Origin of the sequence: Pontibacillus yanchengensis Y32 (assembly GCF_000770635.1) — a bacterium.
Classification (GTDB): Bacteria; Bacillota; Bacilli; order Bacillales; family BH030062; genus Pontibacillus; species Pontibacillus yanchengensis.
The window spans coordinates 58,796-71,572 of record NZ_AVBF01000009.1 but is presented as its reverse complement, the minus strand read 5'-3'; the positions used below and the strand labels follow the sequence as shown (position 1 = coordinate 71,572).

The following is a 12,777-nucleotide window of genomic DNA, read 5'->3' as shown; positions in this document are numbered from 1 at the left end:
ATATTTTCTTAACATATTTAATATTTAAAATGCATTGAAATATATACAACATATAAAAGGAGAGTTTTTAACATGGACAAGTGGAAAAATGGATTTACTTTTATGCTAGCTTTTTTAATGGTTGCAGTACTTGCTGCATGTGGAAACACTGGTGAGCAGGCAAACAGTGAAGAAGCTGATGCAAAATCCGAAGAAAGTAATAAAGAGTTAAAAATTGGTCAAATTAGCTGGGCAGAAAACATTGCCGTAACAAATATGTGGAAAGTAATTTTAGAAGATAAAGGGTATAACGTGGAACTAAACAATTTAAACATGGGTTCTACGATGAGAGCATTAGAAACAGGCGATTTAGATGCTAGTTTAGAAATATGGCTACCAGTCCAAGACGCAAATTATTTGAAGAAATATAAGGATTCGGTCAATTTTTCTGATGCTACATGGTATGACAATGCAAAAGTAGGACTTGTTGTGCCAACCTATTTAGAAGAGATAAATAGCATAAAAGACTTAAATGAACATAAAGAAAAGTTCGATAGCGAAATAGTTGGGTTTGAACCTGGTGCAGGTACGATGGAAGTGACACAACAATTAATTAAGGATTATAATCTTGATTTTGAACTATTATCAAGCTCTGAATCTGCAATGATCGCTGAAATCGGAAACGCTATAGAAGATGAAAAAGCAATCGTAGCACCACTTTGGAGTCCACACTGGGTATTCTCCAAATATGATTTGAAATTTCTCGAGGATCCTCAAAACACATATGGTGGCGTAGAGAAAATTCACCACGCGACAAAACAAGGATTTACTGAAGAATTTCCAAAAGTGAGCGAATGGTTTAAAAATTGGAAGATGAATGATCAAGAAATCGGTCAGCTTATTCAATCTGTACAAGGTGCCGAAGAGCCTATTGAGGGAGCGAAGAAATGGGTTGAAGAGAATCAGGATTTGATTGATGAATGGGTAAAATAACAAAAGCTATTCTCTTATTATCACAATCTACCGATAGTAGGTAGACTTTTCAGAAAAGACTAGACTAACGTAAGAAGATGATCTCTGTATTGTACAGGGATCATCTTTTTATTACTTATTAAATTATTATTATTGAAGAAATGCGATATTTTCTTATTTTGGGCGTTATTAATCTATATAACAGCTATCTTTGCGATGACGTTGTATAACTTAGATAATAGTATTTAGGTTATCTGCTTCATTTTTCAACTTTTCTCCAGCATTTACTACCTTTTCATATCCATCACTAGCCAACTGTATTTCTTCAACTGCAATAGCTACATCTTCTTGGATCTCCAATGTACCATTCGTTATATTCTTAATCTCTGTTGTTATGTTCTCAACGTTCTCCCTTACCTCGCCAATAGATTGCTCTACTTGTTTGGATAACTTCCTTACTTCTTGAGCTACTACATCGAATCCTCTACCATGTTCACCAGCTCTAGCAGCTTCTATAGCGGCATTTAATGAAAGGAGGTTTGTTTGAGAGGCGATATCTTTAATCGTTTTAACAACGCCTTGAATTTGTTCAGCCTGTTCCCGTAATCCGGTTAAGTTTTCTGTATTCTCTTTAGACACATTGGTAATCTTCTCAATTTTTTCATTTAATTTATTTTGGTTCTGAAGCCCTTCTTCTGCTCGTGTGTTTAACTCAGATGACATCTGACGCAAACTACTAACTACACTTTTAATATCATTTTGCCGCTTAGTAATATCCGTAGCTACCTTCAAAATACCTTTTACAGAACTTCCTTCATATACTGGCATATATGTAGCTTCCAGCCATACTTCATTACTATGTGCGTCTTTTCTTATTATTTTATCCTGAAAGCTCTTTCCACTTAAAAGGCTGTTCCAAAACTCATCGTACTTCGAACTTTGCGCAAATTCCTTAAAACAGAACTTGCTGTGATGAAGACCCAACATAGATTGCTCATTATTATATCCCATCGTACGAGCGAAAATGTTATTCGCATAAGAAACAGTTCGATCACTTTCAAAATAAATGATTGCTAGATTTTGCTCCATCGCTCCAAATAAGTCCTCGACTAAAGCCTCTTTTTGCATACTACTCCCCCTATACCTACAATATCTCGAATTAAAAGTATAACAATGAAGTAAGTTATTTAAAAATATGAATGCGCTGTGTTGTATGTCATCAGATATGACTATGTTGGATTTTTGATGAGCAGAAACCCACTTATTATAACCACCATTGCACACAGAAAGAAGTGCATAAAGTAAATAATAGCAACGTTTATGCTAAGAATTACAAGACATAGCTATTTTGTCGATGTTGGTAAATGGGGAGTAGGATTGACGACGAAAAAGGACGTTTCCTTAAAAGCATTTATACTAGCGCTGACCTTTAATCTTCTGCCCCAACCGTTTCCTGGCTGAATTATTCGATGAAGTAACAGGAGAAGAGCCAATTGCCTTAGCTAACCCCATGACAGGCATGTTGCCATAGATCGTTTCATATTCATGTTCGCGAATATTATAAGTTTCATGAAAAATTCCTACTGAATCATTGTTTCCTACTTTTTTGTTGAAGTTTTTCCATGCTTGGAGGTGCTTTTCCCCTTTTGCATAGGCAAGGAGTTCTTCCTCAGAACGCCAATATTGAACCATTAACGTAGTTCGAAGACCAAAGAAATTCTCTAACGATAGGCAGCCTAGATCCTTGTTTACCATAAGCTCTTTGATCATAGGTGGCATTGCCAAGAATACAGGTAACCATTTATGAATTTTCCACCATTTATTCACGCGCATTCCTATAAGAAACACCGTGAAATGCTGCTCCCCATCTACCGTGTGCCGCCCTGAAAATACCTTCCCCATCAAGAATCCTCCCTTTGATTGGTGATAAGATCCATTGTCTGTTTGCACCAGTCCATCGCAGCTTTTGTCGTCATTAAACCGTAGTCTAGTGTAATAATCCAAAACACCGCGTCCTCTTCCTGTCCGTAATTCTGTTGAATCATCGTTTTGATACCTTCATACGTCCTATAACGTTCTGTCAGTTTAGTCAGATATGTTTCAAGGAGGTGTAGATTGGTGTTGGCATCCTGGTGACGTCCAAAAAATAATTTCAACAACAATTCATTCTTCTCAGTGGGAAGCTCTAGGACAGGTTTTTCTATCCATACCTGAAGAGCGTTCTGGCCTTGTTGTGTGATATGATATTCCTTTTTGTTTGGCTTCCCCTCCTGTTCTGTTTCATGAACAGTGGCATCTCCATCTTCTACTAGAGTCTTTAAGATAGGATAAACCTGCCCATAACTAATTTTCCAGAAGTGATTCAAACTTCCATCAATCATTTGCTTAATCTGATAACCCGTTCGGCACTCCGTCGTTAGTAGTCCTAAAATCGCATATTTCGTGTGATTTTCTTTCACCATATTCTCACCTACATCAATTTGATATATATCATCTTGATATAAATGTAGCATACTATTCCTCGGAAGTGTACTTATTTTCACGTACAAAAAAAAGAGAGAAAATATTTCTCCTCTCCCAAAAACGAAAAATCCCCCATTGCTACATAATAATAGCAATGGGGGATTTCCAACGAATGGAGCATATCGGGCTCGAACCGATGACCTCATCGCTGCCAGCTTTAATCATTTAGTAAAATACGTATTAAAACGTTGATGTACCGTTAATTATGTATCATGTAATTAAATGCTTCTATGTAGTTCGTGAACATTCGTGAACAAATCAGAGCATGTGGTTAAAACATAAATTAGGATAAAAAACCTAAATAAGCACATGATATTTTTAAGTATTTGGCCATTTAAAATCTTTTCTATAATACTTATCTTTTAGCCTTTTTAGATCATATTCCCATTGTGAAATGGCATAGCTGAATTTCTGATGTCCTCCCTTTTGTCCTTTTCGCAGCTTAACATTTCTTGCTATAGTATATGCTACATCTTTCAACCCCATTTTTGGTACAGCTTTTTGAAGTATATACCATCTTTCATCTTTTGTAGTGTTTGTAATTTGATAACCTAATTTTCTCAAATTACTTTTAGTATTAAAATTATTGAATAGGTTTTCATTTTCATATTCATTATCAGAAATGTCTGTAGATGGCCATTGGAACCTTTCATCTTGGATAGATCCCTGCTTTTCTTTTTTTGCGTTTTTACTTTTATCAATGAGATGAATAAAACCAGGTTTGGCTCTTTCTTTAATACCGCGTAAAGTTGGTTTATTCACATAAATTACTTTCCTCTTAGAATCTGTTAATGCATCATTCACCACAATTGTTTTTAACTTCTCTGTTAAACCTCGGTCTTTAAAAACTACCAAACGTATAGATATTTCCTCGTTTATATCAGGCATTTGAACCCCGACGGGGAGATTATATGGGGATAAACGAGTAATTTGCTCCGCTACTTTTATATCATATTTATTTTTTGCTGACTTTTTTGTTTTCGTTTTTTTTCTTATTTTCTTACCTATAGCGGTATATTCTCTTTTAGAAAAGAAACCCAAGCTTTCAAATTTTTTAATCCCTCTATTTATTTTATCTGCATCTATTTGGTTTCTTTCTATACTTCTTTCAATATAACGATAGAATTTAATTCCCCATCTATCACTTTTTATTAACGTATTGTATTCCAGAACCAGTTCTTTTATAGTTGCTTCTTCATCTAATAAGAAGCTATACCAAAGTAGTTTTTCAAATTCTACTTCGCTTAAACGTTCTTCATAATTTCCCCAATCAACAGACATATCAGTATATAATACTGTTAAATTTTTCTGATTCAAAATAAGATATGTATGAAAAAGCTCTAAGAGGACGGGGAAATGAAAACACTCATATAAGTTTCCATCCATTCTATTAATTTTAGATTTAAGAACTGATTCTAAGTTAACTTGACCTAAGTTACCTTCGCAATTGTTAATCAGATTCATAACATTCCAATATATTTTGTTTTTAAAATTAGAAAACTGTATAAAAACCAAATCACAGAGTAACCTCACATTGGTAGCATTATCGGTTACATAGAATCCACAGCAGCCTCTAATATTTATTAACGTAACAGTAATTAATAAAGCTAATTGTTCATCTTCTTTTCTTAAAACAAATTCCAACAATCTCGTAGTTTTGTCGTGAAATGCAGAAGTTTTATCGCCTCCCTTTAAACCAATATTACTTAACACCACTAGTTCTAACATAAATTCATTTTCATTTTCTATTGGAGAGATAGGAAGATTGTACGTTTCTTTAATGGAGCTATAAACCTCATTAACCATTTTGTTCACCGCACCTTCAACAAATATGAATAGAATTCCAAAGCATTAATTCCGTTCTAAAAACCTAGCATTTTAACATATTATAACAAATTAAGAATAAATTATGGAAAAATATATGTCGATATAATGGTGTTCTGGGTAACAGTTACATTTGGTCCCCCAAAATAAAAAGCCAGCATTATTAGCTGACTTTTTTTCTACTATTCACTTAATCATATAAGAATGAGTTTCATTATAAAAAAAGAAAAAATATGTCTTAATCAAGATAGTAATTATCATAAAACATATTATTTAAACCTTACTTACTTCTAAAATGAAATAACTATACCATTGTAAGAAAAAAATCTCACAAAACATCTAATTTCCATTCAATCCATAGACGGGGATTTATCATTTTCACTAGATTGCGTTAGCAAAATGTTAGCAATTTAAAGCACAATGTCTATTACCGTTGCTTACCAATTCCACATGGATTAATCACTAATGATAATGCGGTACACTGTAGTTATTTAAGAGGCAAAAAAGTATAATTCAAAATAGCTAGCGCTACTTTATTTGAGAATTTAATTAATTTAAAAGTGCAACTCATTTAAAAGGACTGGAATAATACCCCAATAAATAATTGTTATAAAATATTGTTCACTTATTCGAAAGTCTTTTTATATAATCATCTAAGTATTCTTCAAAAGGTTTAATATGCAAAATAAGATCTTCTACAGTTTGTTCAAGTTCTAAGTTTACTGTTTTACTTAAGGGTGAACGCCAAAAAAATTCTGTATTCAATCAATAAAATATGGTCTCTTCTTAAACTTTGCATAGTCTGCAATTATCTTTACACCAAAGTTTCCTAAAACAAAAGGTAAAAATATAGAATAGATTAAAAAATCCAGATAATTGATGACCTCTAAAGGAGTCACCCCTAATTGCGATGGTGTTAACTTTATTAATTCTAAAGCTACTACTACATTATCCTCTGTAATTAATGTAGATACTAAAACTAATAGAGTTAATATAGCACCTGTACAATATCTAACAATGTCTACCGAAATCCTTATCCGTTCTAGAAAATTAGAGTAACCTTCTAATTTTGACTGACTATTTATATATGCCCTTCTATAATCACTTTCTAAGTAAAAATACATTATAAAAATAATTATTAAATTAATGAAACCGCCTATCCCTAAAGAAAGGTACTCATTTATTGAAGGAAAAAGCATAATCAAACTCACATGGAGAAAAGAAGATATTATTCCTGGATACAAGAAAAAAGTAAATGTTGAGAGAATTTTTATCTCAGTTGGTTTTCCGAAAGATTTTATACTAAGTGTCAATAATAATATAGGCGCTATGAACATTGGGTGGTTTAGCAAAAATAATATAGAAGAAATTAAAATTGCAGTTACAATTAAAATAATTAAAATGACATTATTCCTATTCACTTTAATTACTCCTTTACATCTTCAATAACAGAATTTAACCAAGCTTCACTTAATTTATCATTTTGCACCAACCTTAACTCTCTCAATAAATATATTAAATCGACTCCAGATATTAACTTAACAGGATAGCCATCTTCTAAAACTTCTTGTTGTGCTTGTTTTGTGTAAAAAGATGTTGTTACAAAAATTCCATATTGCCCTCTAGAGAGTCTTGCAACAAGTCTAGATACATGTTTTGGTTGGACTGCTGTATTTCTACCAAACCTCTTGACTTCTCCAAGAAAACTTATCTCATAAGATAGAGGATATGGCAAGGTAAAATGCCCATAAAAGTCAAATCCACCGTCGCGACTTGGTCTAGTTTTCGTTATAGAATGAGTAACTTCTTTTAATTGCTTGAATAAAGACACTATTACTGTTTCAAATTCATTTGGTGACAAGGAAACTAATTGATTTAATACCTTATCTTCTAAACTATCTAACTTAGGAAGTTGTTCTTCCATCTTCCTAATCTTATTCTTCCATACTTGCAAACTTTTAATTCTTCCCCGTTTGTAATCTTTCCATACTTTTGGAGCATTATTATCTATTTGTGAAATATCATGACCTTTAGCTCTATCGTGAAGCCAGTTAATGTCAACTTCTTCAACATCAAGTATTTTAAGGTGACATCTATAATTCTTAATTGGTAATGAGGTTGTGCCATCTATATACCATGTTAACTCTAGTTTATCTAATATACAGAGACCATTAAACCTTACTATACCTTTTCTTGGTTTTGAAAAGTGTAATATAGGGGGGACATGTTCTGATTTATTTTCAAGTATTTTGTCATAAATAATTTCAAGTTTTTTATTACCTTCAAATTCGTTGTACCTTTTTTCGATATGGCATTTCGCGTCACCCCAATAAAGAATTTCTCCAGAAGAAAAATCGACTATATCATCCCAAGGATTTTTTTCCCCCGAACTTTTATCATTTGTAACTAAAATAATATAAGCAGGTACATCATCAAGGAGTTTATTTACATACTTCAAAGGTCTTATACCTGGGGTATTTCTCATTCCACTTCCATTTATATTTATCCATCGTAAAAATTGGTCTGAAATATTATTGGTTGAACCTTTATCTACATATTCTATACCAAGTCGGTAATTACGCGTCATTTTAATCACATCCTAACTTATTTATATATAACACAATGATTTTTAACTAATAGTGCTAATAAAACTTTTTACTGTGAAAAGATTAATAGCAAAGTCTTTTCATTTAATAAAACCTGTTTAGCATAAGAGTTTTCACAATATACATATTACCATATTAATCCATTAACACTTGAATAATCTCATTAAAATTTTATACAATGGCAAGTCTACTAACATCAAAGATTTTGTAATAAAACCGCTCTACTTAATACAGTAATTATAACAACTAGTCTGATAGTGGGGGTTATCACCCTACCCCCACCCAGTGTGAATAGGGGATTGAACATACTGGAAATCGTTCTTGAGTTTTAAATTTATGTAAAAACTAACCCCCTACATAATGTAGAGGGGTTAAATGTTGGATTATACTAAATTAGCTAACTCTTTTGCTGCTCTTTTATCTTGCTTCGCGCGTAAGTTTTCTAGCTGAACTTTTGGCTCGGGATCTACATAGTCATATTCAATCCCTGCAAAGGTTTTAAGAATAGCCTCAAAAATTAGTTTGGCTCCTTTTACAGGAACGGCCATACCAATTTGTTTTCTAATAGACTCACGACTTCCGATGAATTCAAAATCGTCCTCAAAAGTTTGTAGGCGAGCGCGTTCCCTGTTAGTAAGGGCTCTATTTTCTTTCCAATGGTACATATGTGTACCACCCCCGCCACTACCAGTGACTGTATAAGCTGGTCTCTTTGAATCTAATCTCTTATAGATTGAGCTCAACCTTGCGCCTTTTACTTTTAATCGTAACTCTTCCGGGATATTAGGATGCCATGCATTTCCACCTTCTGGAATGTGAGAAAGCATAGTTTTAACTTTTTCTGAATGCCTTGGAAAATCATGATTTAAAGAAAAATCTAAAATTGGCGGGTCAGTAATAGCCTGTTTAGATGTCACATATTTATCTGGAGTTGGCGTTGTTGGTGCAGGAACTTTAAATTCAATCCCTTTCTCATATAAATCGTTACGTATGCCCACAATAAGGATTCTGTGTCTTGCTTGTGGTATACCGTATTCTTCAAACTTATATAAATGCGGAGTTAAATGATATCCGCATTCTTCTAATTCCATCAGAATTTGAATAAAGGCTTTTCCTTCATTTGCACTCTGTAGGCCACCTACGTTCTCGGCAACAAAAAACTGAGGCTGGTACTCACGAATAGCTTTTACACCATAGGAATATAGAGGGCCGTATTCTCCTTCAAGTCCGTGTTTTTTACCAACTTGGCTATAATCATTACAAGGAAAACCAAAAGCTAAACAATCAATATCCGGGAGGATATTTTGGTTTCCAATAGGTAATTTTTCAACTGGTCCCAAATGTACAGAGGGATCCTCTTCGTTCCCACAAATATTTTTACCAAATGTCTTACATGTATCTGCATCAAAATCATTTGCCCACAGATGTTCAATCTTATAGATATCTCCTGTTTGTGGATCTGTGACTTTAGCTTCCTGGGCTCCCTTACTCATGCCACCAGGACCACTAAATAATTCACCTTTATAAAAAACTGGCATTGTACTTCTTCCTCTCCATGAATACGAAAGTATGTTCTTGCATACCTGGTTCAATCTTTATTCTACATGACTCTAAAAAAAAATGCAGCCCATATGCATGATGTGAAAATATTCCCTTAATATAAAAAAGAGCCTTTTAAAGGCTCTTTTTTACGATTATTTAAATTTTTCCATTTGTGAAAAACTCGAATAGCCTCTGTTTATAAATAAAGAGGTAAACCATCTCTTTCTTTCCTCAATGGGAACATTATTTTCTAAACAGTAATCTAAGAATCCTAGAAGAGCATTAGCCGAAATAATAGCCCCCTTGATATCTGTATCTTCAAAGGTAGTTTGTCCCCTTACTTTTTTTGTGATTTTACTTAAATTACTTTCGCCACTCCACTTATTTGCTGAGGTGATATATCCAAACGAATGAACTTTCTTACCCTGATAGCCATGATAAATGGGGATATATTCAGACGCCATGTGTGATGCAAGGTTTGCCGCCAAAGGAAACTTTGTTCCATGATTCTTAGCATCTAGAATACAAATATTTTCTTCATCAAGGTGGATTAAAATTTCAATTATCGTTTTTTCTCCTTTAACTGTTGGACGAGGACGTAAATCCACCTTAAACCCAATGGCTTCTAGGACTGCTGCTGTCTTATCTTCAAATGTGAGGTCATTTTTTTCATTAAGATAACCTTCAACAAAATCCTCATTTAAAGAAGAATAATCTTCTTTAGTCAGTAATTCAGCGTATTTTTCGCTCTCTTTCTTAGAGAAATATTCATTCAGGATACGAACAATCTTATCTTTAGACATCTCACCTATATTGGGGTACTCAGTAAGTAACATGCGGACCCTTCTTTGGCTTTTCGAACTATTAGTAGCAGGTGATACATTGCCAAATGGATTAGATTTGTAGCGATCCACGTCCAAACCAGCATGTTCTGAAAAACGCTCTAACGATATCATATATCGCTTACTAAAAGGATATCGTTTTTCATATTCATTAATTTTTGTCGAAGTGTTTTCTCTCTTATCATCAGGGACATGGATGAACTTCCCACGAACGTATTCAACAAGTTCTGTGTAGTCACATAAAAGCATAAATGTGTGTGCTACATCATTGTGAGCTTCCTCAAAATCTCGAGCTCCTTTGTCCGAACGTTCACGATGATCATACTCCGTTGCGATCTCTTTCTTCATGTCTTGTTGCTGTTTCTCGGATGAACCACGAAATTTTCTTATTTGCTCTACAACATCATGTAAATCAGAATTCTTTTTAGCTTTAAGAGCGAAGAAAGTTATTTCTTCCTTCGTAACATAGTAATCTAGTTGACTCTGATTAGCCAATTGAACTAAAAACCTTGCAGGGTGAATCTCAAAACCGTCCTCAAACTTAGGACTGAAACCACTACTGAGGAAGTAGGCATTTGGGATTTGCAATGTCAGTATCTGTTTCGAGATGTTTTCCCTGTTTTTGGTTTTGTCGCCTGTAAGTAGTGATTCACCAACTCTAGTAAGTTTTAAATACCCCTCTTCGTCCGTGTAGACATAAGAGAAGGTTTTTAACATGGCTACCCAGGTTCTACCCCCTGATCCATCTCGGCTAACATTGGCTCTTTTCAACCCAATACGGTTCAAGGCTTTCTCATATTTTAGATGCATCTCTCGATTTCCCTGCCATTTTTCTTTAAATTCATTTGTTGCTTCTTTTAAAGCTTCCAAAGCATCCAAATGAAATTTTGGGTCTCTTTCCGGACGGGTAATAAACCATACCTTACGTTGTTTGTTAGCCATTACTTTCACGCTCCAATTCATCTAGAATATTTGCAAGCTCGTTATACCCTCGATTTAAGTCATCTTCTTCCAGCTTCCCTTGATGATATAATTTGTCTAAAGAACTCCTAATTTTTGAAAAACGAATTTTGTGTTCTTTAATGATTTCTTTCAAGTATTCATCCTTTTCTTTTATAGAGGACAAATACGTTAGCAAGTCAGCTCTATCCAATACACCTTCTGAAAAAATAGAAGCCAATTTATCGGGGTTTAGATCAGACATCTTATGAAGATGTCCTAAAACCTTGGCGAATGAAGATATCCTCACATCCTCCATATTGTTGGTAGCATCTGAATACCAACTATGATTTCCGGTGAGAATTTCTCCAAAAGATTTTTTATTGATATCCAAGTCAGAGACTAGTCCATCAGTGTTCAACCATATCTGTTGTAACAAATCTTTTTTGACCAGCTTCTTTAAGGTGATGTGTTCCATATAACCACTCCAATGCTCCTAATTTTTCTATGCAATATTTCATATATAAATCATAAATCAATGAAATGCAGTGGATAGTCTCTAATTAGGTGTAAACTTACTGCGGTTTTAAATTTTTCATTTAATTAAAATTAGTCTGCAAAAAAACCTTTACAAATGACGAATTCAAAGTGTGCTCAATGATATTAAGAGTCTTGTACTATGTTATAAAAGTTGAGCACTTAACAATGTATAAAAATAGATGTTTTTATACATTTAATTCGCCGTCATTGCAAGGCTTATCGAATATCGATACAATAAATGTATAATTACACATCTAAAAGTGGGGTTTTCATACATTGGGAGGGGCGATTGTGAAGACAATCAACATACAACGTACAACCATTGAAACGGTTGGAGGAGATTCATGAATTTAAGAAAGCTTTACGGTATGTTGATAGGGAACGCGACTACTTCTTATTCGTCTTCGGTATCAACACTGGATTGCGTGTGAGTAATATGATCGAACTGAAGGTCGGCGATATTCGGGGAAGACGATGGTGTCCCTGAGGGAGAAAAAACGCCAAAAAAGACGAACACTTTACATTACACAATTGCAGGGCGAAACCATTAGCTATTGTGAAGGAAAGCTGGGTGAAGAATGGCTATTTCCAAGTCATAAAGGCGATAGTTACATGACTGTCGTCAAAGCATACCGAATTCTACAAAAGGCTACGGATTTTCTGGAGAGGTATAACATCGGTACTCATTCCAAGCCAAAGGAAACAAAACGGTACATTGGTATCCAAGACAATGAACTTCAGGCAAGTTTTGAGGTTTTTTTTGTTGTGAGGTGATGATTTAATTTCGTGACTTACAGAAATGCAAATGTAGTGAGTGAATTCCGATAGGGAAGAGGTTTATCCAATGATATGAAAATGTGGTGGGGTTTTTCTAGTAGAAAAAATACATGGGGAACACCCAAATTGATTGTGCGATGTTAAAAATGTATTGAATGTAAATATGATTTTGGTAGAAAGCTAATTCTAATTACCAATGATAAAAAGACGCGAGAAGAGTAAGGTTTTTTAGC

At 34.1% G+C, this 12,777-nt stretch carries 10 protein-coding genes; 1 reads left to right on the top strand and 9 read right to left on the bottom strand.

The features are described from left to right. Positions 1–72: 72 nt before the first annotated feature. Positions 73–972 (top strand): glycine betaine ABC transporter substrate-binding protein, encoded by a 900-nt coding sequence (locus N782_RS05235; protein ID WP_036817023.1) that lies wholly within the window; start codon positions 73–75, stop codon positions 970–972. Positions 973–1,182: 210 nt separating this feature from the next. Here N782_RS05235 and N782_RS22075 read toward each other — a convergent pair whose 3' ends face one another. The 9 genes from N782_RS22075 to N782_RS05190 form a co-directional block, all read right to left on the bottom strand. After that, positions 1,183–2,079, bottom strand: a complete 897-nt coding sequence (locus N782_RS22075) for a methyl-accepting chemotaxis protein (protein WP_036817021.1) — start codon at positions 2,077–2,079, stop codon at positions 1,183–1,185. Positions 2,080–2,367: 288 nt separating this feature from the next. Continuing rightward, positions 2,368–2,853 (bottom strand): DUF4188 domain-containing protein, encoded by a 486-nt coding sequence (locus tag N782_RS05225; RefSeq protein ID WP_036817018.1) that lies wholly within the window; start codon positions 2,851–2,853, stop codon positions 2,368–2,370. Next, positions 2,853–3,494, bottom strand: coding sequence for a PadR family transcriptional regulator (locus tag N782_RS05220; protein ID WP_420805577.1), 642 nt, complete (start codon positions 3,492–3,494; stop codon positions 2,853–2,855). Before N782_RS05220 ends, N782_RS05225 begins: the two co-directional genes overlap by 1 nt. Before the next feature lie 298 nt (positions 3,495–3,792). Beyond that, positions 3,793–5,280, bottom strand: coding sequence for a hypothetical protein (locus N782_RS05215; protein ID WP_036817015.1), 1,488 nt, complete (start codon positions 5,278–5,280; stop codon positions 3,793–3,795). 779 nt (positions 5,281–6,059) lie between these two features. Next, on the bottom strand, positions 6,060–6,719 hold the full coding sequence (locus tag N782_RS05210; protein ID WP_036817014.1) for a hypothetical protein: 660 nt from the start codon (positions 6,717–6,719) through the stop codon (positions 6,060–6,062). A gap of 5 nt (positions 6,720–6,724) precedes the next feature. Continuing rightward, entirely contained in the window at positions 6,725–7,885 is a 1,161-nt protein-coding gene (locus N782_RS20625; RefSeq protein WP_052111187.1) for a restriction endonuclease, read from the bottom strand. Between the two features lie 402 nt (positions 7,886–8,287). Further along, complete coding sequence (locus tag N782_RS05200; RefSeq protein ID WP_036817011.1) at positions 8,288–9,442, bottom strand: DNA cytosine methyltransferase; 1,155 nt, start codon at positions 9,440–9,442, stop codon at positions 8,288–8,290. A 156-nt stretch (positions 9,443–9,598) separates the two neighbouring features. After that, a complete protein-coding gene (locus N782_RS05195) occupies positions 9,599–11,230 on the bottom strand; it encodes an AlwI family type II restriction endonuclease (RefSeq protein ID WP_036817008.1) in 1,632 nt (543 codons plus the stop codon). Beyond that, positions 11,223–11,705 (bottom strand): hypothetical protein, encoded by a 483-nt coding sequence (locus tag N782_RS05190; protein WP_036817005.1) that lies wholly within the window; start codon positions 11,703–11,705, stop codon positions 11,223–11,225. Before N782_RS05190 ends, N782_RS05195 begins: the two co-directional genes overlap by 8 nt. Between the last annotated feature and the right edge of the window lie 1,072 nt (positions 11,706–12,777).

Excerpts from the sequence above, each read along its gene's own strand:
- N782_RS05235 (WP_036817023.1), top strand. The coding sequence starts at position 73 with ATGGACAAGTGGAAAAATGGATTTACTTTTATGCTAGCTTTTTTAATG.
- N782_RS22075 (WP_036817021.1), bottom strand. The coding sequence starts at position 2,079 with ATGCAAAAAGAGGCTTTAGTCGAGGACTTATTTGGAGCGATGGAGCAA.
- N782_RS05225 (WP_036817018.1), bottom strand. The coding sequence starts at position 2,853 with ATGGGGAAGGTATTTTCAGGGCGGCACACGGTAGATGGGGAGCAGCAT.
- N782_RS05215 (WP_036817015.1), bottom strand. The coding sequence starts at position 5,280 with ATGGTTAATGAGGTTTATAGCTCCATTAAAGAAACGTACAATCTTCCT.
- N782_RS20625 (WP_052111187.1), bottom strand. The coding sequence starts at position 7,885 with ATGACGCGTAATTACCGACTTGGTATAGAATATGTAGATAAAGGTTCA.
- N782_RS05200 (WP_036817011.1), bottom strand. The coding sequence starts at position 9,442 with ATGCCAGTTTTTTATAAAGGTGAATTATTTAGTGGTCCTGGTGGCATG.
- N782_RS05195 (WP_036817008.1), bottom strand. The coding sequence starts at position 11,230 with ATGGCTAACAAACAACGTAAGGTATGGTTTATTACCCGTCCGGAAAGA.
- N782_RS05190 (WP_036817005.1), bottom strand. The coding sequence starts at position 11,705 with ATGGAACACATCACCTTAAAGAAGCTGGTCAAAAAAGATTTGTTACAA.